The organism is Pseudomonas sp. TE12508, assembly GCF_056279485.1.
The window spans coordinates 21,853-47,515 of record NZ_JBWCCN010000027.1; the positions used below are offsets into that span (position 1 = coordinate 21,853).

A 25,663-nucleotide genomic window follows, 5' to 3' on the forward strand; every position below is an offset into this window, starting at 1 on the left:
GCCGTGCGCAAAGGAGGCCTTTGCATGACATTCACCCCTGGGTGCGTGCTGATCAGCGTATGTGTTTGGGTCGATATCACCGTTGGCTCCATGCCTTGCTCCATCGTTTTATCAAAGGCCCGCGCGATGCTCATCATGAGCCGCTGCACCCGCAGCCACGCATAACGTGCCTGCTGGGTTGTAAAAAAAACGTTAAGCATTCATGTCGATTTTGTGACTGTCTCCTGATGCGCTGACCTTACAGCCCTGCACCCAGCATCTTCAGGTATAGGGGGCTTTCGGAGATCGAATTGTGGCCCGTGTCCGGTATCACTTGCAGCGAGGCCACGCCCTTGGCGAAATGGGTGTAGAGCTGGTCCGTGCTTGAGCGCGGTATGACTTCGTCGTGTTCGGCGGCAATCAACAGTGTCGGTACGGTGATGTGAGCGGCGTATTTCCAGGATTCGAACCTGTCCTGAAGCAGCCACTTTACCGGGAACCAACGGAACTGGCGGGCGGCGAGGTCTTCAAGGCTGTTGTAGGGTGTGATCAGGATCAGCCGCGAAGCCGGGCGTTGGCTGGCGAGGCGCACGGCGATGCCCGAGCCCAGGCTGCGCCCGACCACGGCGATAGTGGGATGGGTGTTGTAGACCATATCAAACAAGGTCATGGCATCTTGCTGAATCGCCTCCTCGGACGGCGACCCGGAACTGCCACCGTAGCCTCGGTAATGCAGCAAGTAGATCGCATGATCCGCAAAGGCCTGGGAAAAATCGGGCAGGTTGCGAGAAACGTCCTCGGCATTGCCACCGAAGTAGATCAACGCTTTCGGGCCGTCGTGCGGCCTGACGGTCACCAGCACTTGCGCATCGGCGACTTGCAGCGTCAGCAGTGTTTCGGGCGCGTCGATGGCGCGTGGTTGCGGGTAGTAGATCAGGGCGCGCTGAAAGACGAACAGCACCGCGCAGAGCACCAGGTACGCAACGGCAACGAATGCGAAGAGAGACATCAGGGGGCGCGACATTCGGCTAAGTTTAGTGGACGACATGGACTGCTCTGGCCTGACGACGGCTATCGCTTGAGCGCTGTCAGAGTGTAGTACATCGACAGTTGCGGTACGGGGAGCGCACCGATGTCCAAGATTCGACGCTTGTATCCGGGCGCCGTCCCATGACGGCCAGCGATACGCTGAAATGGGTCAAGGTTCTGCCGTCCGAACGAACGGCCCTGATGTTGGGTTTCGCCTTCCATTTCTGCGTGCTCGCCAGTTATTACCTGGTGCGACCCTTGCGCGATGCCTTGGGCCTTGAAGGCGGTGCCGACAAGTTGCAGTGGCTGTTCACCGCCACTTTCGTGGTGATGCTGGTGATGGTGCCGCTGTTCGGCGCGCTGGTTTCGCGGCTGCCCGCCATGCGCTTCGTGCCGTTGATCTACCGCTTGATTGCCTTGTCGATGCTGGTGTTTGGCGTGTTGATCGCTCAGCGCATTGCGCCGGTGACAGTAGGGCGGGTGTTTTTCGTCTGGATCAGCATCTACAACCTGTTCATCGTTTCGATTTTCTGGAGCGTGCTGGTCGACCGCTTTTCCAGCGAGCAAGGGCGGCGGCTGTTCGGCTTTATCGCGGCGGGTGGCACCCTGGGCACGTTCATCGGGCCGTTGCTGGCCGCGACCATGGCCACACATCTTGGGCCGGTGGCGTTGACCGTCGCGGCGGCCGTGCTGCTGGAATGTGCGGTGCGTTGCTATCGGGCGCTGTTGTCGCGCACAGCGTCGCAGTCTGGCAGTCGCTGGCTGGATGAGCGGCGCATGGGCGGCAGCATGCTGGCCGGGATCACACTGATTCTGCGCTCGCGTTATCTGATGGGGCTGGTGTTGTTCATGTTGTTGCACACCAGTGCCGCAACGTTGCTGTATTTCGAACAGGGACGGATTGTGGCTGGCAGCTATGCTGATGTGGCCAGCAGGACGCAATTCTTCGCCATCGTCGATTTGATCGTGTCGGCGCTGACGTTGCTGTTTCAACTGCTGCTGACCGCGCCATTGATCCGTCTGATTGGTATCGGCGGGGCGTTGGTGGCGTTGCCGTTGGCGACGATTGTGGCGTTTAGCGCCATGGCCCTGGCGCCCGTGCCGGCAACCGTCGCGCTGGCGCAAGGGCTGCGCCGCGCCGTCGAGTTCGCCATCGTGCGCCCGGCGCGAGAAGTGCTGTGGACGGTGGTGAGCCGCGAGGAAAAGTACAAGGCCAAGAATGTGATCGAAACTCTGGTGTATCGCGGCGGCGATGCCGCCAGTGGCTGGCTCTCCGCCGGGTTGACGGCACTGGGTGCGGGGTTTGGGCTGGTGGCGGTGGTGATTGTGCCGTTTGTCGGGCTGTGGGGCGGGTTATGTCTGTGGCTGGCCAGACGACAAGAGCAAAGGGCGACCATGAATGAACAGCCAGGGGGAATTCCATGACCGATCCTGCTGTCTTCACGCGTAGAAGACTACTCACGCTGGCTGCCGGTGTTTCGGCGGTCTTCACTTTCGATCCGGCCTATGCCGCATCGGCGCCGTCGACGGAAACAGGAGGCAAGAACATGCTGACCCGAGCCATTCCTTCCAGCAACGAGCCGTTACCCATGGTCGGGTTGGGCACCTATCGCGGCTTTGATGTCGCGCCTTCCGACGCCGCCTACAAGCAATTGCCCGCTGTGCTCAGAGCGTTGTTCGAGAAGGGCGGCACGGTGATCGACAGCTCGCCCATGTACGGTCGCGCCGAGCAGACGACCGGTGAATTGCTGTCGATCCATCGGCCTCGTTCGCCTGCATTTCTGGCCACCAAAGTCTGGACCCAGGGTCGCGAAGAAGGCATCGCGCAGATGGAACAGTCGTTCAAGCTGTTGCAGACCGACCGTATCGATCTGATGCAGATTCACAACCTGCTGGACTGGAAAACCCACCTGCCCACCCTGCGCCAATGGAAGGCAGAAGGGCGCATCCGCTACATCGGCATCACCCATTACACGGCGTCGGCGTATGACGAAGTGGAAGCGGTGTTGAAAGCCGAGCCGCTGGACTTTTTGCAGATCAACTACGCCCTGGACGACCGCGGTGTCGAGAAACGAATCCTGCCGCTGTGTCGCGAACGAGGTGTGGCGGTGATCTGCAATCGGCCTTTCGGTGGCGGCGGTTTGCTCGCTCGATTGAAAGGCAAACCGCTGCCGGGATGGGCCGCGCAAGTGGGAGTCAATAGCTGGGCGCAACTGGCGCTCAAGTTCCTGCTGGCTCATCCGGCGGTGACCTGTGTCATCCCCGGCACCAGCAACCCGCGTTACATGGCGGAAAACGCCGGTGCCGGTTTCGGCCCGATGCTGACGGATGCGCAACGCCAACAGTTGATGGCCTTGGTGGGATAGTCGCGTTGGTGGGGCGATTAATACCAGTCAGTCAAGCGCAATCCCTGTGGGAGCGGGCTTGTGTGGCGAGGGGGCTTGCCCCCGTTCGGCTGCGTAGCAGTCGTAAAACCATTGCATGCGGTGTACCTGATACACCGCGATTGCAGGTTTTGGGGCCGCTTCGCGACCCAACGGGGGCAAGCCCCCTCGCCACAAAAGTCCGCTCCCACAGGTTTTGCGACTTAACTGACTGACATTCCAGCGGTCGGCAATGCATGCGCAGTCTCCAAAGGTATCTCCAGGGTGAAAACCGCTCCGTGGCCCGGTCCATCGCTATGGACGCGAAGATGCCCGTTCATCTCTACCGCCGCGAGCGCACAACTGTGCAGGCCAAAACCATGACCTTCCTTGCGCGTGGTGAAGCCGTGATTGAAGATGCGGGTGATGTTTTCGGCGGCGATCCCTTCGCCCTGATCCTCTACGCTGAGGCGCAGCGTTGTGTTATCGACAATCTTGACGCCCAGCGTCATCTGGCGCTGACGGTCGCTGACCTTGGACATTGCATATTTGGCATTGCTGATCAGGTTGATCAGGATCAACAGCAGTCGGTGTTTGTCGCCGATGATCGTCGGCGTGTCCTGATAGTCCTTGGTGACGACGACATGGTGACGACTCAACGCGCCGGAATTCATGCGTAACGCATCCTCGAACAGATCGACGACGTTCAACGGCTCAACCAGCCTGGCGGCGCCGGCATAGGCCTGTTGAGTGGAAACGATGTCCTTGATGTGATCGATGCTTTTGGTGAGTTGTGACAGTTCCTCAACGATGCTCGATTGCTCGGTCGCGATGGAGTCGACCAGTTGATTGAGGTAAAGGGGAAGCAATTTGCCTTTTTCATCGGACGTGATGAACTGCCCCAGGTCTTCAGCATGTTCGTTCATCATTTTCACCGCTTTACCCAGGCCGAGGGTTTTACTGGCCGCCAATTTGCGGGTGATCACATCTGCCGAGACGTTAACGCTGTTCAGCACATTGCCGACGTTGTGCAACACATTGGTCGCGATCTCCGCCATGCCGGCCATCCGCGCGGCATCGACCAGTTCGCGCTCGGCTTCCAGCAGTTCGCGGGTGCGTTCCTCGACGCGTTGCTCCAGTCGCTCGTTTGCTGTTTGCAGCTCATTGTTCATCTTGTTGATCAGGGCATAACTGCGAATCAGGCGGCCGGCCAGATACAACAACAGCAGGGCCATGATGCCGGCGCATATGCCCAGGTAAAGGTGATATTGGCGGTCTGTCGCGCTGGTGCGCCGTTGTTTCTCGTTCAATAATTCGTTGATGCTGTCCAACTGCCGTGCGACCGGAATCACACTGATGCGATCAAGCAGATCATTGACGATGGGCTGTTCTCGAACAATGGCATTCACCGCGTCTACAAAGGTAGTGAAAGGCGGGCGCTGTTCGGGCGGCAGTTGATTGATGTATTCATTCAGATACTTCATATGTCCGGAGATTTCCTCAGCCCTTTCGCTGGAGACATAAAGGGCGTATTCAAGGGTATCCAACGTAACATCGAACACCACTGAGGCCGCCACAGCATCCACTTTCGGGCGTTTGTCGTTGAAATCTTCCAGCAACACCCGAATGTTATCTTCCAGCTCAGGCAGGGCCTCGAATGATATTCGCAAGGCTGTGTTGTGCTGTTTGAATTGCTCAACCAGTCGGGTTTTGTTTTCTACCGCATCCAGATAACCCTCGCGTCGAGTTTGCCAAAGAGTCGAGAGGGGGCCGGTCGCATTGAGGTTGTCGAGCTGCGCCCATCGCTGTTCTGCTTCAGCGGGCGCTCCCAGAAACAAATTGTCGTTCAGGCCGATTTTGGCTCTCAGAATCTTCACGTTCCAGTTGGCATCGAACTGCTTGAGTTGGCGAACGAAGTCGCGCGACTCGAAGTAGGTCGATGTGTCGTAGGAATAGGATTTGATCAGCAAAAATATCAGTACGCTGAAAAGAGTCAGCGCAATGGCGCCCAAGGCAGTCCATTTGTAATGATTGGAAAGCTTCATTGCGGCATTCCTCCCTGGGCCATCCTGAGGGAGAGGTTTTGCCAACGGTTAATGATTTCCATTTTTGCGCTCCCTGCAAAATGGCGATAATCACCACATTGTTTGTAAGCCTAGCGTTGTTGGCGGACACCGTTGAAAAAAACACCGAACGGCGGGTCGGCACTCGTTGTTAGAGCCCTGAGTGTTGAAACACCCCTCGGCGGATCCAATCACGCCGAGGGGCGTTTTTTTACAGATAGAGGCTATGAATGACCTGACGACTGTCATCGGGATCGTGACGGGTCTCAAAGCCCAGGGCTTTGGCCAAATCGCGCATGGGGGCATTGCTGGCGGCGTCGACGGAATACATCTGACGAAAACCATTCTTGCGCGCGGCCTTGATCAAATGCTCCATCAGCGTGGTGCCCAAGCCCAGATGCTGGTACTCATCGGCAACCGTCACGGCACATTCACACTCGGTGTCGGCGGTGGCGGCATAGCGGCTGACACCGATTTCAATCAGTTTGCCGTTGTCATGGATCAGGGCGATGTAAGCCAACCGCTTCTTGCCGTCGACATCCATCAACTGGTCGAGCATGGCCGTGCCGGGCTCGTTGACTTGCGCCAGAAAGCGCATGTGCCGCGACTCCGGGGACAGCTGCTTGATAAAAGCATATTCACGTTCGCGGTCTTTTTCTGTCAGCGGCCGGATCAGCACATGGCGCCCGTCCCTGAGCGCTTCAATCCAGTACTGTCCGGAGACGGCAGCGTAGGCGGCGGCCGCTCGGTCATTGTGGTCTTTAACAGTGAGCATGGTGCAATTCTCCATCCGGGTTGAAAGGCTCGCGCGTCGCAACGAACCACGCGGTTCATTTCTTTTTTACGCCGCTGGCGGCGCTTGAATCTGATCTGGATCAGACACTCGTGACAGGCAGGCTCAAACGCTCGCATCTGATGTAAATCAACCGGGGTAGGGAGCAACGAGCGCAGTCTGGGAACATACCGGCGCTTTGGACCGGCACCGAATCGAGGTGTGTGATGGGTCAATATCAACGTGTGTTGCTGATCGCCGACCGAACCCTGTACCAATCCCCGGCCTTGCAGCGCGCCGTTGCCCTCGCCAAGGTCAGCGGGGCGATTCTGGATGTGCGGGCGTTCATGGAACCGGCCCCGATCATCCATTTGTGGGAAGAAAAAACCGATGAGGCGGAGTACCAGCGCTATCTGCGCCGCTATCGCCGCTGGATGGCGGAAGAAATTCAGCGCCTCAGCGGTGAGGGACTGAAAGTGAGCGTGGAAGTGGTCTTTACCACTCATCCATTGCTGGACATCCTGAAGTGCGTCGAAGATCTCAAGCCCGACCTGCTGATCAAGGACGTTACGCTGGAGCCGCTGCTCAAGCGCGTGTTTGTCACCCCTCTGGATTGCCACCTGCTGCGCGAATGCCAAGTGCCGGTGCATCTGGTCAATCAGGCCCGTCACGCTCTGCCGCACCGGATCGTGGCGGCAGTGGACCCGTTCGACCCCTCGACGCAAATCAGTGGCCTCAACGACACCATCATTCAATCGGCGAATGCACTGGCCCTGCAATGCGATGCACCGCTGCATCTGCTGTACGCGTATGACTTGTCGCCGGCCTTCAATGGCGATGCGCCCTTGGTCAGCGGCGGGTGGAACGTGGACTTCATGGAGGAGCTGCGGCAATCCCTGCACCAGGCGTTTGTCAGCCTGGCCGATCGCTATGGCGTGCCACCGGAGCGCCGGCATTTCATCATGGGCCTGCCGGCGCCGGTGCTGAGTGAGTTTGTCGAGGAGTATCTGGCCGATGTCGTTGTAATGGGCACGGTGCATCGGGTGGGGTTCGATCGGTTGATCGGCAGCAACACGGAACGAGCGCTTTACTCGGTGCCGGGCAGTATTCTGGCGGTCAAGCAGCCGGGATCGCGTGTCAGGGGATGAGCACAATCGCGCCTTTGACCTGACCGGCCCGTAGGCTGGCCAGTGCCTGATTGGCATCGTCCAGGGCGAAACAGGTGACATCGCTGTGCACGGGCGTATGACGCAGTTCTGCAAAAAACGCCGTGCCGTCCTCGCGAGTCAGGTTTGCCACTGAACGGATGCTGCGTTCGCCCCACAGCAGGCGATAGGGGAAGCTGGGGATGTCGCTCATGTGGATGCCCGCACAAATCACACAGCCGCCCTTGACGGTGGCTTCCAGCGCCCGTGGCACCAGCGCACCGACGGGGGCGAAGATCAGGCTGGCGTCGAGCGGGTGCGGCGGCGCTTGATCCGAGGGACCTGCCCATTCGGCGCCCAGGGTTCGGGCATAGGCCTGGCCCTCGCTGTCGTCCGGACGGGTGAAGGCATACACCTGCTGCCCCCGGCCCCGTGCCACCTGAATCGCCAGATGCGCCGCCGCGCCGAAGCCATAAAGACCCAGATGACGCGCCCCTTTGGCCATTTGCAAGGCGCGAAAACCGATCAGCCCGGCACACAGCAGCGGTGCGGCTTCGGCGGCCGAGAGCGCGTCCGGGATGGGAAAACAGAAATGGGCGTCGGCAACGGTGTACTCGGCATAACCGCCATCCAGGTGACAGCCGGTGAACCGGGCGCGATCGCAGAGGTTCTCCCGGCCCGAGCGGCAGAATGTGCACTCACCGCACGTCCAGCCGAGCCAGGGAACGCCCACGCGCTTACCGACCCAGTCGGGCGCGACGTTGGCACCCACCGCCGTCACTTCACCGACGATTTCATGGCCCGGCACCCGCGGCAGCACCGCTTGCGGTAGTTCACCGTCCACTAGATGCAGGTCGGTGCGGCACACGCCACAGGCCAGGACTTTGATTAACAGTTGATGTGCATCGGGTATCGGGATGGCACGCTCCTCCCGTAGCAGCGGCTGGCCGGGGGCATGCAAAACCATCGCGCGCATGACGATTCTCCAAAAGCCGATGCACCTGGGGCGTCAGGGGGGCGACTGCCGGTGACAGCCGACGACCAATTGCTTGAGCCCCTCCAGATTCAGGACTTTGACATTACGCCCCGAAATCTCGACCAACCCCTGATCCCGTAGATGAGCGATGCCCCGGCAGATGGTTTCCAGGCGCAGGCCCAGATACGAGCCGATCTCTTCACGGCGCATCTTCAGCACGAAGTCTCTGGACGAGTACCCGCGAATGCTCAGCCGTTGCGACAGGTTCAGCAGGAAGGCTGCCAGGCGTTCATCGGAGTTCATGTTACCCATCATCATGAGCATGCTGTGATCACGCACGATCTCCCGGCTCAGGAGCTTGTTCATGTTGTGTTGCAGTGAGGGCAACTCCTGGGCGAGTTTCTCCAGTTGTGCGTAGTGCAGGGGGCAGACTTCGCTGTCTTCCAGGGCAAAGGCACTGCAGGCGTGCCGATCGTCGCTGATGGCGTCCAGACCGAGCATTTCGCCGGGTATCTGAAAACCGGTTACCTGCTCGCGGCCATCGACCGACAGCATGCTGGTCTTGAATGCACCAATGCGTACTGCATACAGCGAGCGCAACGGATCACCGGCCCGGTACAGGGCGGCACCTTTTTTCACCTTTACCCGCTGAACGATCAGGGTATCCAGCCGCTCGACCTCCTGGCCGGTCAAGCCGATCGGCAGGCACAACTCCAGGACGCTGCAGTTGGAGCACGCGGCCTTCAGATAATGATGTTGATAGGGTCGGGTTTCGGGCATCGCATGTAGCCCCTGATAGTGGGTAAAGGATAGTTTGGATCGCAACTTCAATCGGGCGTTTACGGGGGCAATCGACGAGCGGGAAAAGGCTCGTCCTCGTCGGGACGGGGCGGCCGGCGCAGGACTTGATGTAAATCAAGTCTTGCGCGTTGCAGACTCCCAGAATTGGCGCATGTTTATCGGTATACCGAGCCCCTTGCGGAGAACGTCATGAGCGATTTTTTGAGTGCCGAGCAACTGGAAGGGCTGGATGCCTACTGGCGGGCCTCCAACTATCTGGCGGTCGGGCAGATCTACCTCAAGGACAACCCGCTGATGAAGGAGCCGCTGACGCTGGCGCATGTAAAGCCACGGCTACTGGGGCATTGGGGCACGACGCCGGGGTTGAACCTGATCTATACGCACCTCAACCACCTGATCACGACCCACGACCTGAACATGATCTTCATCGCCGGCCCCGGGCATGGCGGCCCGGCGGTCGTGGCCCAGACCTACATGGAAGGGACGTACACCGAATTCAATCCGTCGGTGGGGTGCAACACCAACGGTCTGACCCGACTGTTCCGGCAGTTTTCCTGGCCCTACGGCATTTCCAGCCATGTTTCAGCGCAGATTCCGGGGTCGATCCATGAAGGAGGCGAGCTGGGCTATAGCCTGGCCCATGCCTACGGCGCCGCGTTCGATAACCCGGATTTGATGGTGGCGTGTGTCATTGGCGACGGCGAGGCCGAAACCGGGACGTTGGCGGCCAGTTGGCACTCCAACAAGTTTCTCAACCCGGCGCGTGACGGGGCGGTGCTGCCGATTTTGCATCTGAACGGGTACAAAATCGCCAACCCGACCGTGCTTTCCAGCATCAGCGAGGAGGAGCTATCGGCGTTGATGTATGGCTATGGCTACGATCCGTATTTCGTCGAGGGCGATGACCCGGCAGAGGTTCATCAAGCCCTGGCTAGGACGCTGGACACCATGGTGCTGGATATTCGTGAAATTCAGCGGATCGCGCGCCAACGGCCGCAAACCCGCCCACCGGAACGGCCCTTGTGGCCGATGCTGGTATTACGCACGCCCAAGGGCTGGACGGGACCGAAATTCGTCGATGGTCGTCGGGTCGAAGGCACCTGGCGCGCGCATCAAGTCCCGCTGGCCGATTTCCAGCAACCCACACACTTGCGGCAATTGGAGGAATGGCTCTACAGCTACCGCCCTGACGAGCTGTTTGACGCCAATGGCACCTTGCTGCCCGAAATCGCCGCCCTGGCGCCGACCGGCCATCGGCGAATGAGTGCCAATCCCCACGCCAACGGTGGGCTGCTGTTGCGACCGCTGGAGCTGCCGCGGTTCACCGACTATGCGGTGAACATCGAGGTTCCCGGTGGTTTGCGCGCAGAAGCGACACGGGTGCTGGGGACGTTTTTGCGAGACGTGATGAAAGACAATCTGACGTCGAGCAATTTTCGTCTGTTCGGCCCGGACGAAACCGCCTCGAACCGGCTGGATGCGGTGTATGAAGTCAGCGCCAAGGCATGGATGGAGCCGCTGGGCGTCGACGACGTCAATCTGGCAGCCGATGGCCGGGTGATGGAGATTCTGAGCGAACAGGTGTGTGAAGGCTGGCTCGAAGGCTATTTGCTGACGGGCCGGCATGGGCTGTTTTCCTGTTACGAGGCGTTCATCCACATCGTCGACTCGATGTTCAACCAGCATGCCAAATGGCTGAAAACCGCCGCTGAAGTGCCATGGCGCAAACCCATTGCCTCGCTCAACTATTTGCTCACGTCTCATGTCTGGCGCCAGGACCATAACGGCTTCTCCCACCAGGATCCGGGGTTCATTGATCTGGTGGCGAACAAAACCGCGGACGTGGTCCGGATCTATCTGCCGCCCGACGCCAATTGCCTCTTGTCGGTGGCCGATCATTGCCTCAGAAGCCGCAATTACGTCAACGTGATCGTGGCCGGCAAGCAACCGGAATGGCAATGGTTGAATATCGATGCGGCGATTCGTCATTGCCAGGTCGGTATCGGACGGTGGGACTGGGCCTGCCAGGATGATAGCGATCCCGACGTGGTCATGGCCTGTGCCGGCGACGTTCCGACCCTTGAAACCCTGGCCGCGGTCACCTTGCTGCGCGAATACGTGCCGGATTTGCGGGTGAGGGTGATCAATGTCGTCGATCTGATGGTCCTGCAACCGTCGTACCACCATCCCCACGGTTTGGCGGACAACGCATTCGATGAACTGTTCACCGTCGACCGGCCCGTGATTTTCGCCTTCCACGGCTATCCCGCGCTGATCCACCGACTGCTGTACAAGCGCACCAATCACGAAAACTTTCATGTCCGCGGCTTCAAGGACGAGGGGGCTACCACCACACCGTTCGACATGGCGGTGCTCAACAACCTGGATCGGTATCAGCTGGCACTGGATGTCATCGAGCGCGTGCCCCGGCTGCATGATCAGCTCCAGACCGCCCGGGCGCGCTACTGGGCGACGATGGAGAAGCACAAGCTTTATCTCATCGAACACGGGCAAGACATGCCCGAAGTGATGCAGTGGCAATGGACACCGGCGCCGGATAACCGGGCTTGATGGTTATCACAGTTTCGGTAATGCCGGGGCAGGCTTGAGTGGCATCAGCGGCGGGAATTCCTCGGGGGTGAGGGTTTCCTTTTCCAGCAACAGGCGGGCCCCCTCATCCAGGTCGGCCCGACGACTCTCCAGCAATGCCTTGGCCCGTTGGTAGGCTTCATCGAGCAGGGCGCGGATACCCAGGTCGATTTCCCGGGCGGTCTGTTCCGAATAATCCTTCTCGCCCACCGTGGCCATGCGGTCTCCCAGGTACGTTGCGTTTTGCCGCTCCAGCACCGATTGTCCGAGTTCGGCGCTCATGCCGAACCGGGTGATCAATTGGCGGGCGATATCAGTCGCGCGGCCCAGATCATCGGCGGCCCCGGTGGAGATCTGGCCATAGACCAGGTCTTCGGCGGCGCGCCCGGCCATCAGCACGACAATCCGGTCCTTGAGGGTCTGGCAACTGATCAGGAAGTGATCCTCGGTCGGTCGTTGCAGGGTATAGCCGAGCGAGCCGATGGCGCGGGGCACGATCGACACTTTATGCACCGGGTCCATCGCCGGCAGCGTGCTGGCGGCCAGAGCATGCCCCATTTCGTGATAGGCCACTACTCGGCGCTCGTCAGGATCGAGCAGGCTGCTCTTGCGTTCAAGCCCCGCGATGAGCCGCTCTACGGCCGCGGTGAAATCGTTCAGGCTGACCGCTTCGGCGCCGCGTCGAGTGGCGACGATGGCCGCTTCGTTAACCAGATTGGCCAGGTCGGCGCCGGTGAAGCCGGTGGTGATCTCGGCGATACGTGCGCCATCAAGCCCTGGCTCCACGGTGATTTTCTGCATATGAACCTTGAGGATCGCCTCCCGACCTTTGCGGTCGGGGCGGTCGATCAGAATCTGCCGGTCGAAGCGCCCGGCCCGCAACAACGCCGGGTCGAGGACCTCAGGCCGGTTGGTCGCGGCCAGCAACACCACGCCCTCACGGGGATCGAAGCCATCCAGCTCGGCCAGTAACTGGTTGAGGGTCTGTTCTTTTTCGTCATTGCCGCCCAGCGTACCGACGCCGCGCATCTTGCCCAATGCGTCGAGTTCATCGATGAAGATGATGCAGGGCGCCGCCTGCCTGGCCTGCTCGAACAGGTCGCGGACCCGGGCTGCGCCGACCCCGACGAACATCTCGACGAACTCGGAGCCGGAGATCGAGAAAAACGGCACACCGGCTTCCCCTGCGATGGCTTTGGCCACCAGCGTCTTGCCGGTGCCTGGCGGGCCCACCAGCAAGGTGCCTTTGGGAATGTGTGCGCCCAGGCGTGCGTACTTGGCCTTGTCCTTGAGGAACGAGACGATCTCCACCAACTCGGCCTTGGCTTCGTCGATGCCCGCGACATCGGCGAAGGTGACCCCGGTGTCGCGTTCTACAAACACCTTGGCCCGGGACTTACCGACATTCATCAGCCCGCCAAGGCCTTGTTTGTCGGCCATCCCGCGAAACAGGAAATTCCAGAACACCATGATCAGGACAAACGGTAACAACCAGCCCAACAGGCTGTTCAAAAAGGTGTTTTCGGTGGTTCCGGTAAAACCGACGCCCGATTGAGAGAGTTCGGTCGCCAGCGCCGGGTCGACCCGCACGGTGGAGAACCGCTCGCGTCCGTCGATGGGCTCTTGCAACTTGCCGCTGATCTGGTCCTTATCGACCCGCAAATCACTGACTTTTTGCTCGTTCAACAGTTGCAGGAATTGGCTGTACGGGAGGGGCTGCACCGCCTGGCGCTCACCGAAGAAAATCTGTGCGAGGCTCAGCACGATAAAAGCGATCGCGAAGTAGGACAGATTCCACTGGTCGTTCTTTTTCATGGCCTTGGCTCGGAGTGGGAACGCAGGGTCGTTTATAACGGGCCGCTACCGCGCGGTCAGGGTTGTTCCACGCCCAGGGGATGAAAAGTCATTGAAAAGCGACACCCTGTTTCTGCAGGCCAGCGACCGACCCCTTTACTAAAGATAGCCTGCTTCAGCTTCTCCCTCGCGGGTGAAGCGCTGCGCCATGACGCAGCACTTCAATGCAAAACTCCATTTCGTAGGGCGGCACGTTGCATTCGACGATGTCATGGGCGGCAACTTGCAGGTGCACGCCGACAACATCGGCATGGATCGGCTGCTGGCAGACATGCCGGTCGACCAGTACTGCCGTGTAGACCTGACGAGCACCGAGTTGCGCCAGGTACGCGCAGGTGCGCAGGAGCGAATGGCCTTCAAACAGCACATCATCGACAACCAGCAGGGTGGTATTGGCAAGGTCCAGCGTGTTGAGAAGCGGGTTCTCGGTCAGTGCCGTGTGTGCATGCAGCACCTTGAGGTCATCGGCATAGCGCTTGACCTTCAGTGGGTAGAGAGGCAGTTCTGGCTGGCCGGTCTGACGTGACAGATGTTGCCGTAAACGCTGTGCCAGAGGCTCACCACGGCGCTGGATGCCGACCAATGCCGCTTGAGCGGGCGGCAACAGGGTTGCGGCCTGGCGCGCCATTGCCTGCAGCACCAATTCGAGTTCATCGCTGTCGTACAAGCGCAACCGCTGACTCGCAGGCAGGTCAGGCATGGCAGTCTCCCGTCCAGAGCCGATGGGTGAATCATAGCGTAAGGGCTGTGTGGGGCATGCGCCTGGGAGGACCAGTGGACAGCAACGAATCTTCAGGAGCGGAATCTAAACTGGTGATTCAGTGAAGACGTCGGCTGCCCACAGGCTGGAGAAGAGGATTGAAATGATTGAGGCTCGCTATCGAATGCTGGACCTGGGGGACGTGGTGCTGTCTGCCGACCTGCGTCTGCCCAAGAACGCTGTGGGCCTGGTGGTCTTCGTCCATGGCAGCGGCAGCAGTCGTTCAAGCCCGCGTAATCAACAAGTTGCCGAGTCGCTGGCCCGGCGAGGGCTGGGCACATTACTGTTCGATCTGCTCACAGAAACGGAGCAACGCCTGGACAATCAGACCCGGGAGCTGCGTTTCGATATCGCACTGCTTTGCGGGCGGTTGGTGAAGGTGATCGACTGGATTGGCCAGGATGCCGAACTGCAACAGCTTCGGATCGGATTGTTCGGCGCCAGCACCGGTGCCGCTGCGGCGCTAATGGCAGCGGCCGAGCGTGCGGACCGGGTGCATGCCGTGGTGAGCCGAGGAGGGCGGACCGACCTTGCGGGTGCGGCGCTGGCCCGCGTGAAGGCTGCGACCCTGCAGATTGTCGGTGAGCAAGATCCGGTGGTGATCAATCTGAATGTGCAAAGCAGTCATGCCTTGCGGTGTGAGAAATGTCTGGAAGTCGTGCCGGGCGCTACGCATCTTTTTGAAGAAACAGGCGCGCTTGAAACAGTCGCCAGGCTGGCTGGCGACTGGTTCGAGCGGTACTTGCACGGTAGTCGTCCAGCGTCGACCACCACTGTCTGATGCTTGTCATACGCCAAATGGAAAGGTGAATACAGCGTCAGCAGCAGGAACAGTTGAATGCAGCCATCGGTGATCCACAGCGCATTGGCCGGCACACCCTGGCTGTTCTCCACGGCGAGCGCCCCCGGCATGACGTTTTCCCTGGCCGGGGTAAACACCGATTCGGCCGCTAGCAGCGTCCAGGCGAGCAGGGCGCCACCCACCGAAATAATCAAGCCGATACTGATCAATACCGATGACGCATTGCGAACATGCCGGGCATTCGAGTCCTAAGCTCTATCCATTCATGTCGCGTGCAGGAACTCACATCAATGTTCGGTAAGTGGCTGGATCCGGCTCTATTGCTGCTCACCACCCTGACCCTGCTGGTCGGGGGCATTGCGCAGGTCGTCGGGAAGTCTGACTGGGCATCGACTTTCTGGGCCGCAGGCAGTCTGGTGATGGCCCTGGTGTTGCTCGTCGAGATTGCCAGGCGCCTGTCCCGACGCGAGGCCGGTGTAGATCTGATTGCACTGCTGTCGATTGCAGCGGCGTTGTTTTTTGAACAGACGCTGGTGGCGGCGGTGATTGCCTTGATGCTGGCGTCAGGTCGCATCCTGGAGTTTTTTACCAAACAACGCGCCGAACGCGAGCTGCGTGCGCTGGTAGACCGGGCGCCACGCTTTGCCTGGCTGCAAGAAAGTGGCGATTTACGGCAGATACCGGTTGAGCAGATCCAACCGCAGCAGACACTGCTTGTGCGCTTGGGGGAGGTGGTACCGGTCGATGGCTGTCTCCTCAGTTCTACAGCCATTCTGGACGAATCGGCGCTCAGCGGTGAGTCACTGCCGGTCACCCGCCAGGCAGGGGAGCAATTGCCCAGTGGCGTGACCAATGTCGGTGCACCCATTCTCCTGGCTGCCACGCGAACGGCAGCGCAGAGCACCTATGCCGGGGTGGTGCGCCTGGCCGAAGCCGCACGACGCTCGCGCGCGCCTTTCGTGCGTCTGGCCGACCGTTATGCATTGCTCTTCATTCCTCTGACATTGCTGATTGCCGGGATCGCCTGGCACATGAGTGGAGATTCTTTGCGAGCGCTGGCGGTTTTGGTGGTGGCCACACCTTGCCCTTTGATTCTGGCGGTGCCGATCGCGATCATGTCAGGTATCTCCAGGGCGGCGCGGCGCGGGATCCTGATCAAGGACGGCGTGACCCTGGAAGCGCTGGCCGGGGTCAAGCAGGTGTTTCTCGACAAGACCGGCACGCTGACCAGCGGCCATGCCCGTCTGCAGTCGATTGAAACCAACGGAGCGTTCGATCCGCAGCGCCTGCTTGGCCTGGCCGCTTCGCTGGCGCAGGCCTCGACGCACCCGATTTCCCAAGCCATTGTCACAGCGGCCTATCAGCGTGGATTGCCGCTCAGCCTGCCGCAGGACGTTGAGGAGATTCCGGGCGCGGGTCTTTGCGGGCTGATCGATGGCCTGCGAGTGCGCTTCGGCACCTTGTCGTTTGTTCATAAAGACATGCCTGTGCCTGGCTGGGCCACAACCATGCTGCGCCACATGGATTACCTGGCGTGCAGTGGCAGTTTCATTGAAGTGGATGGGGCACTCGCCGGTTTGCTGGTTTTCTCGGACAACCTGCGTCGGGAAACCCCGCTAACCCTGCGTCGACTGCGCAACAGAGGCATCCAGAGAATCGTCATGCTCACGGGTGATCGCCTGGAAACCGCCGAGATGATTGCGCTGTCTGCCGGTATTGACGAGCTGCGTGCCGGGTTGACCCCTGAGGATAAAGTGCGTGCGGTCCAGGAAGGCTGCCTGCGCGCCAGCACACTGATGGTGGGCGATGGCATTAACGATGCCCCCGCACTGGCGGCCGCCCATGTCGGCGTGGCGATGGGGGCCAGTGGTGCCACGGCCTCTGCGCAAGCCGCGGGGGTTGTGCTGCTGGTGGATCGCCTGGATCGTCTGGTAGAGGCGCTGGACATTGCCCGCCGCACCCGTCACATCGCCCGCCAAGGCGTGTTGGTCGGCATGAGCATGTCCGTGCTGGCCATGGTTGTGGCGGCCTTCGGTTACCTGCCGCCGCTTATCGGCGCCATTGTGCAGGAAGGCATCGACGTGGTGATCATTATCAATGCTCTGCGTGCATTGATGCCGTCGCGAGGTCTGCACCAACAGCTTGCCGGGGAGCATATCGATCGCCTGCAGGATGAACACGATCAGCTTTCCACGGTGCTGAGCGATCTGCACAAGATGGCAAATGACTTTGCCCTGCGTCCACTTGAGCAAGCACAGGCCGACTTGGGCGAACTGGTGGATAAGCTGCAAGCCTCACTGGCCCTCCATGAACGCGAAGATGAAAAACACCTGTACCCGCTGCTGACGCGAAGCATGCAGGGTGAGGACCCCTTGTCGGCATTGAGCCATGCCCATCGAGAGATCTTTCGCCTTATCCATGTGCTGGCGCGCATGAGCGCTGACTTCAGTGCCGACCCTGCAACGGCTTGCGCCGATGAGATTCAGCACCAGTTGATTCGTCTGGATACTCTTGTGCAACTGCACTTTGACCAGGAGGAGGAACTGTTCCGTTATCTCGACAGACGCTAATCAAAAGCCGGTCTCAGTCGATCCGTGCAAGGGAAGGTCGGCGGGTTATTTGCGCTTCCAGTACTTCTGCATTTCGATAAACAGAAAGGATGCCGTCCAGGTGATGAGTACCAGGCCGGTCAGGGCCTCCAGACCCGTCAGGTACTTGAGGTTGCCCACCGGTGCAATATCGCCGAAACCGATTGTCGTGTACGTGGTGAATGAAAAGTACACGCAGTCCATCAGTGAGCCATCGAAGTTGCCAATCAGGCTGCCCCATTCTCCGGAGCGCACCATCAGGTAATAGACCAGCGCGAAGCACCACACCTCTATGGCATGGGCCAGCAGAGCACCGAACACCCCGACGACAATCCTGAAGCGGCTCCAGAGTTTAAGCCTCGGCAACCAGTCATTGAGGCGTAACAGGCATTCGTAGTGGATCACCACTGCGACGATCACCACCAGCGTATTGATCAATGTGACCGCGAACATCATGCGCCTCCAGTGAAACGCGGCCGGTGCGATCCACGATTTCCCCAGATCATTGACTCAGGCGAGCAGCAAATGATCTGACCTGAATTTCTTCGGCCAGCACGCGTACTCCTTTGATGCTTTTTACCGCGCGTTCTGCGTTGATTTTCTGCATGTAGCTCTTGACGTGCCCGGAGAGCGTGACGACGCCGTTGTCCACGGTCACACCGATGTTGGCAGCATCGATATCAGGCTGGAATTCAAGCTCTTCCAGAATATGTTGACGCAAACTCAAGTCGCTCATGGTGATGCCCTCTGTCTGATGCGTGGATTACAACGGACGCAAGCCTGGCCCGATCAGTTTTTTCTACACTGGAACGACATCAAGACATTGAGCTAAATCAACAAGGCTTCTGTGAGTGCGTCCGGCTATCACTCGCCGGCCATTAGTTGACAAAAATCAGAGCCCCGCGGCGATAACGCCAGATACTGTTCATCACAGCCTGACACTTCCCTGCCGCGATGAACCGAGGGGAAACCATGGATAAGCGTTTATCCGTCGGGTAAAGCGTTACCTGGCTTGAGGAAATGACGATGCGAATGACATTTCTCGGTGCGGCGGGCACGGTGACCGGCAGCAAGTACCTGCTGGAACATCACGACCACCATGTGCTGATCGACTGTGGTTTATTCCAAGGCTATAAACAACTGCGTCTGCACAACTGGGACCGCTTCCATGTACCGGTTCGCGACCTCGACGCCATCGTGCTGACCCATGCCCATCTGGATCACAGTGGCTATTTACCGGTGCTGGTGCGCAACGGTTATCGCGGGCCGGTGTATGCCACCCCCGCGACCTGTGAATTGGTGAAAATCCTGCTGCGTGACAGTGGCCGCTTGCAGGAAGAAGAGGCCGAGTTTGCCAATCGCCATGGCTTCTCCAAACACACTCCGGCGCTGCCGCTTTATACCGAGCAAGACGCCGAACAGGCGCTGAAACTGTTGCATCCTGTGGAGTTGCACCACCGGGTCCAGATTGTTCCGGGCATGAGCATCCTGTTGCGCTGCGCCGGACACATACTGGGCGCCGCCACGGTGGAAGTGGTGGCCGATGGCATGACGCTGGTGTGTTCCGGGGACCTGGGGCGGCCGAACGATCCATTGATGTTCGCCCCGGAGATCATCGAGCAGACCGATTACCTGCTGGTGGAGTCGACTTACGGTGACCGACAGCACCCTGTTGAATCCCCGGAGGAGCAACTGGCGCAGGTCATCACCCGCACCGCTTTGCGCCACGGCATCACGCTGGTGCCATCGTTTGCGGTCGGACGTGCGCAATTGCTGATGTATTACCTGTACAGGCTTGTCCAGAAACGGGCGATCCCGGACCTGCCGATCTACCTCAACAGCCCCATGGCCACCGACGTCACGCGCCTGTACCAGCGTTTTCGCAGTGAACACCGGTTGTCACTGCAAGAGTGCGAGGGCATGTGCCATGTCGCGCATTTCGTGCGCTCGACCCGAGACTCTATCGAGCTGGACCAGCAACGCACCCCGGCGGTGATCATCGCCGCCAGCGGCATGGCCACCGGTGGGCGCGTACTTCATCACCTCAAGGCACTGGCACCCAACCCGTTGAACACGTTGCTGGTGCCGGGCTTCCAGGCGGGCGGTACCCGTGGTGCGCAGATCATCGCCGGTGCGCCATCGGTGCGTATCCACGGCCAAGACGTGCCGATCCGGGCTGAAGTGGTACCGATGCAAACGCTGTCCGCGCATGCCGATGCGGATGAAATCATGCAGTGGTTGCGCGGGTTCAAACGGCCGCCGAAACACACCTATGTGGTGCACGGGGAACCGAATGCCTCGGATGTACTGCGCCGGCGTATCAGTCTGGAACTGGGCTGGTCGGTTTCGGTGCCGGAGTACCGCGACAGTGTTGAATTAACCCCCCTCGATCAGCCCTCAAGCTCATCACTCTGACAATAAACCCCTTGGCCGGTTTTCCGGCAAAGGGCCGGGGAAAAGATGAGCAAGGCAGTTGAGTCTGGCAGCCACACTATCGCTCGCCCTCACCTTGAAGACGTGGTCCGAGCGCTGTCGCAGCGTCCCTCTACAGATCTTCAGGTGAAACCACCCATACACTGCACGGCATTTTGTACAGCAGATGCTCCACGGTGCTGCCCACCAGTCGACCCATGCCACGATGGCCGACCCGGCCCATGACAATCACATCGACGTTGTACGCATCGGCGTAATGGGTAAGGACCTTGGCCGGGTTGCCCATGATCATATGCTGTTGCTCCGGCGCAATACCGTTGCGTTCGGCCAATTCGCGGAAGGCATCGCCCTGTGCGTCGAACAGAGTCTTGGCTTTGCCTGAAGAGAAAAACGTCGAGCTGTTGTCGAAATCGAACTCGTCCGCGCTGATCGATGACAGGTCATGGGCATAGATAACATCGAGCTCGGCGTTGCAGGTACTGGCCAGTTTTGACGCCTCGCGAAGAATCCTGTCGTTGAAATCCTTGTACTGAGTATTGCTGTGGAAGGGATCGACCGCGGCGACGATCTTGCGTGGCAACGCGTGCTGCACATGGCTGACAAAATGCAGCGGAACCGGGCATTCGCGCAGCAGATGAATATCCAGGGGCGTGAACATGATCCGTGACAGCAGCGACTCGTACTCCAGAGCCTTGATCAGGACTGCCATCGGCTGTTCTTTGAGGTGAACGAGGATTTCCTGCAACGGTCTTTCTACCCAAACCACCTCAGTGGTGACAGGCACACCGATTTTACGCAAGGGACGGGCCTGTTCTTCGAGCCACTGGCGATGGCGCTCGACATACCCGAGCCGCATCTGCTCCTGCACTTGTTCATTGACCAGGCTGGCCGTTGCCAAGCCTTCCAGGTAATCGAAGGCGACGATGTGCAGGGCCGCGCCCGCGGCCTTGGCCAACGCGGCGGCCCGATCGAACGCGGGGCTGTTTTCCATGAGCGGCGAGACGACCAGCATGAAGCGTAATTGCTCAGACATGACAAAGCTCCTGTCAAAAACTGCGGAAACACCTGTGCTCCATGGCACCCATGCGTTTGGGCACCGAGGCCCTGTTTTTTATCCTGTCACTGACGGGGGAAGCGGGATTGATCTTTATCAACCTGGCGAGTGATGCAGCATGCGCCCCGACGTGTGGTGGGGGGGCGTTGTAGAGCCGCTTTCGGGTTTGTTTCCAGCAAACTGACGATTCAGAAGAACGGTCGACCCTATAGCTGACAAAGATCAAATCCCCTGGTTCTGAAGCGCTCACTCTGTGGTTCTACCCATTGCATCGAGATGGCCGTGCGCCGAGGTGCCCTATGTCGCAGACACAGCGTTTACTGCTGATCGCTCCTTTCGCCATGACTCGTACTCCGGCGTTCGACCGGGCCGCCATGTTGGCCCGCGCGATGCAATTGCCGATGTTGCAAGGAGAGTAGTGGTGAAAATTCAACGTCTGCTATTGATTGCCCCGACCGAAATGGTCCGCACCCCGGCTTTCGATCGGGCGCGAGCCTTGGCCTGTGCAACCGGTGCAATGTTGCATATCGTCGCTTTCGATCATGTCCAGGCACTGGCGGTGGCCGGCCTGTTTGACCACGACGCGATGGCTCAGGCGCGGGAAGGTTACTTGCAGGTGCATCGTCACTGGCTGGAGCAGCAAGCCCGGTTTCAACGATGCGAAGGGTTGCAGGTGACCACTGAAGTGGTCTGGGCCAGACCGAGCCTGGCGCATCTGCTTGAGTACGTGAACGACTTCCATGCGGACCTGGTGATCAAGGACACACATCGCGTGTCGGCACTCGATCGCGCCTTTCACCGGCCTCTGGACTGGCAGTTGCTGCGCAACTGTCCGGCCCCTTTGCACCTGGTCACCGATGCCGCAAATCCAAACCCGTTGAGCATACTCGCAACCGTCGACCTGTCCCATCTGGAGGCGCTGACCCAAGGGCTTAATGACCGGATTCTCGACCTGGCCTCGACGCTGGCTGAATCCTGCGGCGCCACCTTGCACCTGCTCAACGTCGACGGCTGGTCGGAGTTGGGGGAGTCTGAGGTGAACGTGCCGACAGCGACACTGGATGGCAGTTTGAGAGACGCGGTCATCGATGCTCAGCTGGAGGCCTTCGAGGTGCTTGCCGAGCGCTACGGAATCGAGAAACAACAGCAACATCTACTGCCTGGGATCCCCCCTGAGGTGATCGCACATTTTGCACAACGACATGCCTTCGACATGGTAGTACTGGGGACAACCTACCATCGCGGGATCGATATTTTCATCGGCAGTACGGCCGAAAGTGTGTTGAACCGGTCGCCCTCCAGTCTGACGATCGTCAAGCCATTGCCCCGGGTCGACTGACAGGTTCTGCCTGGCGCCGTCGCGACCACAAAAAAGCCCCTGGCCGGTTTCCCGGCAAGGGGCTTTCTGTCGCGCGAAGGGCGATTCAGCTTGATTTGATTTGCACCTTTTTGTCCGCGTTCATGGCTTCGGGCTTCTTCGGCAGCGAAATGCTCAGCACACCTTTACTGAAGTTCGCTTCGATCTTGTCGGCATCGACGCCTTTGGGCAGGCTGAATGCCCGCTGGAAGGAGCCATAGTGACGCTCTGACAAGTGATAGCCCTTTCTTTTTTCTTCCTTGTCCTCTTTCTTTTCACCCTTGATGATCAGGTTGCCATTGGACAATTTGATGTCGATATTTTCCTGATCCATGCCCGGCAGTTCGGCGGTGATTTCGAAGCTTTCATCCTTCTCGGTAATGTCCACCGCAGGCAGGCTGCGGCCGATAAAATCCCGACTCCAGAACGGTTCGACATCGAACAGCCCCCGCCGGAAAGGGGTCAACCCCGAGCCACGATTGAAGTCTTCGAACAGGTGATCGACCTGCTGGCGCAGTTTTTCCAGGGGCCGCCAAGGGTCTGCCACCGTCGGTTGCTGATCGGTTTTTTCGTCGTCGGTCTGCACCGGCATTTTCTTCTCGAAATTGGCCATTTTTCATTCCTCCTATCGAGCACTGCGGTGGGCCGGGAACGTCTCGGAGGCCGGTCCACCACGACAGATTCAGGCCTTACCTTAAAAGGTTAGTATTCCTGCGGCCGCCAGGCCAACCAACAGTCGGTTTCTGGCGGCGAGCCGTCTATCTCGAGAACTTGCGCGCACCGGTCACGCAAAGAATCACCGCAACAGTCACACCCAACATGCCAAGGCTGACCTGCTCATGCAGCAGCGTGGCCGCCAGCGCCAGGCCAAAAAACGGCTGTAGCAGCTGAAGTTGACCGACGGCGGCAATCCCGCCCTGGGCCAGCCCGCGATACCAGAACACGAAGCCGAGAAACATGCTGAACAGCGAAACATAAGCCAGGCTGAACCATGCGGTCGGGGTGATTCCCGAGAGCGAAGGAGGGGCCAGGAACCAGGTCAGCGGGACCATGACGGGAAGCGACAGTACCAGGGCCCAGGAAATCACCTGCCAGCCGCCCAGTGTTCTTGAAAGCTTCGCGCCTTCTGCATAGCCTAATCCGCAGGCGAGGATGGCCAGCAACATCAGAATGTCCCCCGCAGGAGAGGCGGTCAGGCCTTGGGAAACGGCAAAACCCACCACCAGCAGGCTTCCCAGCACCGAGAAGAACCAGAACACCGGCCGGGGACGCTCGCCACCGCGCCAGACCCCGAAGGCTGCCGTGGCCAGTGGCAACAGGCCTACGAAGACGATGGAGTGCGCAGACGTCACATATTGCAGCGCCAGCGCCGTCAGCAGCGGAAACCCGAATACAACGCCCAAGGCCACGATTGCCAGGGAGAGAAGCTGACTCTTGGCTGGCCGTTTTTCGTTGAAGAGCAGCAGCATGCACAGCGCCAGAAGGGCAGCGATACTGGCTCGGGCAACCGTCAAAAAGACCGGGTCAAACTCCAGAACGGCCACCCGTGTCGCTGGCAGCGAGCCGCTGAAAATGAGCACGCCGATGAACCCGTTGAGCCAGCCGCTCGCGGTCTTTTCCGTGGTGTGGGTTTGCAGATTCGATGTGCGTTCCATTGAGGACTCCCTTTATGCCGGTTGCATGGGAGGCATCCTATGGACGAAACTCAATACAATCAAAATATTGTCATGGATACACTTGCGCATGCCTCGTTCACGCTACAAATCACTGGTGGATGAATTCGCCGCGGATATCCGCTCAGGACGATTGTTGCCAGGCACGCGCCTACCGACCCACCGCCAGTTGGCGGCAACGGAAGGCCTGGCGCTGGTGACAGCTAGCCGGGTTTACGCGGAGCTGGAAGCCATGGGCCTGGTCAGCGGGGAAATGGGGCGGGGCACCTTTGTGAGGGAAACCTCGTGGTCACCGGGTCAGAGTATCGACCAGCATAGCGTTGCCGCTGGCATGACGGACCTGAACTTCAACTATCCAGCGCTTCCCGGGCAAGCAGAACTGCTACGAAATGCCCTGCGCCAGCTCGCATCGGCCGGCGATCTGGAATCGCTGCTGCGCTACCAGCCACACGCGGGGCGCCCGCATGAACGTGCCTCTGTGGCGCGACATCTGCGCGTCCGAGGCCTGGCGGTTGAGGCAGAGCAGGTGCTGATCGTCACCGGTGCCCAGCAGGGGCTGGCCGTGACCATGATGGCGCTATTGCAACCCGGTGACGTGATTGCGGCGGATGCCTTGACCTATTCAGGATTCAAGACCCTGGCCGACTCACTGCACCTTGAAATCGTGCCCATTCCGGTGCTCGATCATGGCCCTGATCTGGAGGCGCTGGAAAGCCTGTGCCGGCATAGGCGCGTACGGGCCGTGTACACGATGCCGACCCTGCACAATCCGCTGGGATGGGTGATGAGTGCCGATCAACGCGACTGTCTGGTGACGATTGCGCGCCGACATGGGCTATTGATCATCGAGGACGCCGCTTATGCCTTCCTCGCGGAAAATCCCCCCGCACCGCTGGCGGACCTCGCCCCTGAGAGAACGGTGTACGTATCAGGCCTCTCCAAGAGCGTGGCCACCGGACTGCGCGTCGGCTTCGTCGTCGCCCCCCTTCAACACGTGCCCGCGCTGGAGCGCACGATCAAAGCGACGACCTGGAATACCCCGGGCGTGATGACGGCAATCGCCACTGCATGGCTCGACGACGGCACCGTCATGCAACTGGAAGCCGAGAAGCGCCAGGACGCGCAAGCGAGGCAAGTCGTGGCCGGCGAGGTACTGGCGGGGCTGCGCTGCATTCGCCATCCCTCGTCGTATTTTCTTTGGCTGCCGTTGTCGGAAGACGCAAGGGCCGATCAGATCGCCATGGCGTTGATGCGCGAAAACGTCTCGGTTTCCACCGCCGAACCGTTCGCCACTTCGGCCAACGTCCCACATGCGTTTCGTCTGGCGCTGGGCTCCGTGGAGATGGGCGCATTGCGCGAGGCGCTGGAAAAAGTGAAGTGGATGATTGGGGCTTATTCGTAGTCGGAAGAGGGCTGTGCAGAGTT

At 59.7% G+C, this 25,663-nt stretch carries 20 protein-coding genes and 2 pseudogenes; 9 read left to right on the forward strand and 13 right to left on the reverse strand.

What is annotated here, in order from left to right; translation table 11 throughout:
- Window positions 1-238 precede the first annotated feature (238 nt).
- Window positions 239-1,027, reverse strand: a complete 789-nt coding sequence (locus tag ACZ9IM_RS28460) for an alpha/beta hydrolase (protein WP_476225670.1) — start codon at window positions 1,025-1,027, stop codon at window positions 239-241.
- 122 nt (window positions 1,028-1,149) lie between these two features.
- On the opposite strand from ACZ9IM_RS28460, the gene ACZ9IM_RS28465 reads away from it, so the two are divergent.
- Together ACZ9IM_RS28465 and ACZ9IM_RS28470 are read left to right on the forward strand one after the other, a co-directional pair.
- Entirely contained in the window at window positions 1,150-2,433 is a 1,284-nt protein-coding gene (locus ACZ9IM_RS28465) for an NTP/NDP exchange transporter (RefSeq protein ID WP_476225671.1), read from the forward strand.
- A 122-nt stretch (window positions 2,434-2,555) separates the two neighbouring features.
- Window positions 2,556-3,374 (forward strand): aldo/keto reductase, encoded by an 819-nt coding sequence (locus ACZ9IM_RS28470; RefSeq protein WP_476225698.1) that lies wholly within the window; start codon window positions 2,556-2,558, stop codon window positions 3,372-3,374.
- Between the two features lie 221 nt (window positions 3,375-3,595).
- Here the strand turns inward: ACZ9IM_RS28470 and ACZ9IM_RS28475 are convergent, their stop codons facing one another.
- Both ACZ9IM_RS28475 and ACZ9IM_RS28480 read right to left on the reverse strand, forming a co-directional pair.
- Window positions 3,596-5,416: a DAHL domain-containing protein gene (locus tag ACZ9IM_RS28475; protein ID WP_476225672.1), complete on the reverse strand. Its 1,821-nt coding sequence runs from the start codon at window positions 5,414-5,416 to the stop codon at window positions 3,596-3,598.
- 229 nt (window positions 5,417-5,645) lie between these two features.
- Window positions 5,646-6,209, reverse strand: coding sequence for a GNAT family N-acetyltransferase (locus ACZ9IM_RS28480; protein ID WP_218394538.1), 564 nt, complete (start codon window positions 6,207-6,209; stop codon window positions 5,646-5,648).
- Window positions 6,210-6,433: 224 nt separating this feature from the next.
- Here ACZ9IM_RS28480 and ACZ9IM_RS28485 point away from each other — a divergent pair, with 224 nt between their 5' ends.
- Window positions 6,434-7,354, forward strand: coding sequence for a universal stress protein (locus ACZ9IM_RS28485; protein WP_476225673.1), 921 nt, complete (start codon window positions 6,434-6,436; stop codon window positions 7,352-7,354).
- Here the strand turns inward: ACZ9IM_RS28485 and ACZ9IM_RS28490 are convergent.
- Both ACZ9IM_RS28490 and fnr read right to left on the reverse strand, forming a co-directional pair.
- Window positions 7,344-8,327, reverse strand: a complete 984-nt coding sequence (locus tag ACZ9IM_RS28490) for a zinc-dependent alcohol dehydrogenase family protein (RefSeq protein WP_476225674.1) — start codon at window positions 8,325-8,327, stop codon at window positions 7,344-7,346. The genes ACZ9IM_RS28485 and ACZ9IM_RS28490 overlap by 11 nt on opposite strands.
- Before the next feature lie 33 nt (window positions 8,328-8,360).
- Window positions 8,361-9,107 (reverse strand): fumarate/nitrate reduction transcriptional regulator Fnr, encoded by a 747-nt coding sequence (fnr, locus tag ACZ9IM_RS28495; RefSeq protein WP_218394541.1) that lies wholly within the window; start codon window positions 9,105-9,107, stop codon window positions 8,361-8,363.
- A gap of 210 nt (window positions 9,108-9,317) precedes the next feature.
- On the opposite strand from fnr, the gene ACZ9IM_RS28500 reads away from it, so the two are divergent.
- Window positions 9,318-11,699 carry a phosphoketolase family protein gene (locus ACZ9IM_RS28500; RefSeq protein ID WP_427622780.1) on the forward strand — a complete coding sequence of 794 codons (2,382 nt, stop codon included), beginning with the start codon at window positions 9,318-9,320 and terminating at the stop codon, window positions 11,697-11,699.
- A gap of 6 nt (window positions 11,700-11,705) precedes the next feature.
- Here ACZ9IM_RS28500 and ftsH read toward each other — a convergent pair whose 3' ends face one another.
- Entirely contained in the window at window positions 11,706-13,532 is a 1,827-nt protein-coding gene (gene ftsH / locus ACZ9IM_RS28505; protein ID WP_218394543.1) for an ATP-dependent zinc metalloprotease FtsH, read from the reverse strand.
- A 154-nt stretch (window positions 13,533-13,686) separates the two neighbouring features.
- Entirely contained in the window at window positions 13,687-14,271 is a 585-nt protein-coding gene (locus ACZ9IM_RS28510; protein WP_427622779.1) for a phosphoribosyltransferase family protein, read from the reverse strand.
- A gap of 163 nt (window positions 14,272-14,434) precedes the next feature.
- Between ACZ9IM_RS28510 and ACZ9IM_RS28515 the strand changes: the two genes are divergently transcribed.
- Complete coding sequence (locus ACZ9IM_RS28515; protein WP_476225675.1) at window positions 14,435-15,112, forward strand: dienelactone hydrolase family protein; 678 nt, start codon at window positions 14,435-14,437, stop codon at window positions 15,110-15,112.
- A gap of 68 nt (window positions 15,113-15,180) precedes the next feature.
- On the opposite strand, the pseudogene ACZ9IM_RS28520 reads toward ACZ9IM_RS28515, so the two are convergent.
- Window positions 15,181-15,315: pseudogene (locus tag ACZ9IM_RS28520) on the reverse strand (hypothetical protein); the annotation flags it as partial.
- A gap of 108 nt (window positions 15,316-15,423) precedes the next feature.
- On the opposite strand from ACZ9IM_RS28520, the gene ACZ9IM_RS28525 reads away from it, so the two are divergent.
- Entirely contained in the window at window positions 15,424-17,703 is a 2,280-nt protein-coding gene (locus ACZ9IM_RS28525) for a heavy metal translocating P-type ATPase (RefSeq protein WP_476225676.1), read from the forward strand.
- A 45-nt stretch (window positions 17,704-17,748) separates the two neighbouring features.
- Here ACZ9IM_RS28525 and ACZ9IM_RS28530 read toward each other — a convergent pair whose 3' ends face one another.
- Both ACZ9IM_RS28530 and ACZ9IM_RS28535 read right to left on the reverse strand, forming a co-directional pair.
- Complete coding sequence (locus tag ACZ9IM_RS28530; protein WP_123494013.1) at window positions 17,749-18,174, reverse strand: potassium channel family protein; 426 nt, start codon at window positions 18,172-18,174, stop codon at window positions 17,749-17,751.
- Between the two features lie 76 nt (window positions 18,175-18,250).
- Window positions 18,251-18,457, reverse strand: a pseudogene (locus tag ACZ9IM_RS28535) (BON domain-containing protein); the annotation flags it as partial.
- Between the two features lie 290 nt (window positions 18,458-18,747).
- On the opposite strand from ACZ9IM_RS28535, the gene ACZ9IM_RS28540 reads away from it, so the two are divergent.
- Complete coding sequence (locus tag ACZ9IM_RS28540) at window positions 18,748-20,136, forward strand: MBL fold metallo-hydrolase RNA specificity domain-containing protein (RefSeq protein WP_476225677.1); 1,389 nt, start codon at window positions 18,748-18,750, stop codon at window positions 20,134-20,136.
- A gap of 130 nt (window positions 20,137-20,266) precedes the next feature.
- On the opposite strand, the gene ACZ9IM_RS28545 is transcribed toward ACZ9IM_RS28540, so the two are convergent.
- A complete protein-coding gene (locus tag ACZ9IM_RS28545) occupies window positions 20,267-21,187 on the reverse strand; it encodes a universal stress protein (protein ID WP_218394550.1) in 921 nt (306 codons plus the stop codon).
- Between the two features lie 442 nt (window positions 21,188-21,629).
- On the opposite strand from ACZ9IM_RS28545, the gene ACZ9IM_RS28550 reads away from it, so the two are divergent.
- On the forward strand, window positions 21,630-22,547 hold the full coding sequence (locus ACZ9IM_RS28550) for a universal stress protein (RefSeq protein ID WP_427622775.1): 918 nt from the start codon (window positions 21,630-21,632) through the stop codon (window positions 22,545-22,547).
- Window positions 22,548-22,632: 85 nt separating this feature from the next.
- Here the strand turns inward: ACZ9IM_RS28550 and ACZ9IM_RS28555 are convergent, their stop codons facing one another.
- Together ACZ9IM_RS28555 and ACZ9IM_RS28560 are read right to left on the reverse strand one after the other, a co-directional pair.
- Window positions 22,633-23,178 (reverse strand): Hsp20/alpha crystallin family protein, encoded by a 546-nt coding sequence (locus tag ACZ9IM_RS28555; RefSeq protein WP_427622774.1) that lies wholly within the window; start codon window positions 23,176-23,178, stop codon window positions 22,633-22,635.
- A gap of 145 nt (window positions 23,179-23,323) precedes the next feature.
- Window positions 23,324-24,220, reverse strand: coding sequence for a DMT family transporter (locus ACZ9IM_RS28560; protein ID WP_427622773.1), 897 nt, complete (start codon window positions 24,218-24,220; stop codon window positions 23,324-23,326).
- Window positions 24,221-24,308: 88 nt separating this feature from the next.
- Between ACZ9IM_RS28560 and ACZ9IM_RS28565 the strand changes: the two genes are divergently transcribed.
- Window positions 24,309-25,640, forward strand: a complete 1,332-nt coding sequence (locus tag ACZ9IM_RS28565) for an aminotransferase-like domain-containing protein (protein WP_476225678.1) — start codon at window positions 24,309-24,311, stop codon at window positions 25,638-25,640.
- Window positions 25,641-25,663 lie beyond the last annotated feature (23 nt).

Coding starts and splice junctions, on each gene's coding strand:
- fnr (WP_218394541.1), bottom strand. CDS start 9,107: ATGCCCGAAACCCGACCCTATCAACATCATTATCTGAAGGCCGCGTGC.
- ACZ9IM_RS28565 (WP_476225678.1), top strand. CDS start 24,309: ATGCCTCGTTCACGCTACAAATCACTGGTGGATGAATTCGCCGCGGAT.
- ACZ9IM_RS28530 (WP_123494013.1), bottom strand. CDS start 18,174: ATGTTCGCGGTCACATTGATCAATACGCTGGTGGTGATCGTCGCAGTG.
- ftsH (WP_218394543.1), bottom strand. CDS start 13,532: ATGAAAAAGAACGACCAGTGGAATCTGTCCTACTTCGCGATCGCTTTT.
- ACZ9IM_RS28560 (WP_427622773.1), bottom strand. CDS start 24,220: ATGGAACGCACATCGAATCTGCAAACCCACACCACGGAAAAGACCGCG.
- ACZ9IM_RS28555 (WP_427622774.1), bottom strand. CDS start 23,178: ATGGCCAATTTCGAGAAGAAAATGCCGGTGCAGACCGACGACGAAAAA.
- ACZ9IM_RS28475 (WP_476225672.1), bottom strand. CDS start 5,416: ATGAAGCTTTCCAATCATTACAAATGGACTGCCTTGGGCGCCATTGCG.
- ACZ9IM_RS28470 (WP_476225698.1), top strand. CDS start 2,556: ATGCTGACCCGAGCCATTCCTTCCAGCAACGAGCCGTTACCCATGGTC.
- ACZ9IM_RS28525 (WP_476225676.1), top strand. CDS start 15,424: ATGTTCGGTAAGTGGCTGGATCCGGCTCTATTGCTGCTCACCACCCTG.
- ACZ9IM_RS28540 (WP_476225677.1), top strand. CDS start 18,748: ATGCGAATGACATTTCTCGGTGCGGCGGGCACGGTGACCGGCAGCAAG.
- ACZ9IM_RS28500 (WP_427622780.1), top strand. CDS start 9,318: ATGAGCGATTTTTTGAGTGCCGAGCAACTGGAAGGGCTGGATGCCTAC.
- ACZ9IM_RS28545 (WP_218394550.1), bottom strand. CDS start 21,187: ATGTCTGAGCAATTACGCTTCATGCTGGTCGTCTCGCCGCTCATGGAA.
- ACZ9IM_RS28510 (WP_427622779.1), bottom strand. CDS start 14,271: ATGCCTGACCTGCCTGCGAGTCAGCGGTTGCGCTTGTACGACAGCGAT.
- ACZ9IM_RS28460 (WP_476225670.1), bottom strand. CDS start 1,027: ATGTCGTCCACTAAACTTAGCCGAATGTCGCGCCCCCTGATGTCTCTC.
- ACZ9IM_RS28465 (WP_476225671.1), top strand. CDS start 1,150: ATGACGGCCAGCGATACGCTGAAATGGGTCAAGGTTCTGCCGTCCGAA.
- ACZ9IM_RS28485 (WP_476225673.1), top strand. CDS start 6,434: ATGGGTCAATATCAACGTGTGTTGCTGATCGCCGACCGAACCCTGTAC.
- ACZ9IM_RS28490 (WP_476225674.1), bottom strand. CDS start 8,327: ATGCGCGCGATGGTTTTGCATGCCCCCGGCCAGCCGCTGCTACGGGAG.
- ACZ9IM_RS28480 (WP_218394538.1), bottom strand. CDS start 6,209: ATGCTCACTGTTAAAGACCACAATGACCGAGCGGCCGCCGCCTACGCT.
- ACZ9IM_RS28515 (WP_476225675.1), top strand. CDS start 14,435: ATGATTGAGGCTCGCTATCGAATGCTGGACCTGGGGGACGTGGTGCTG.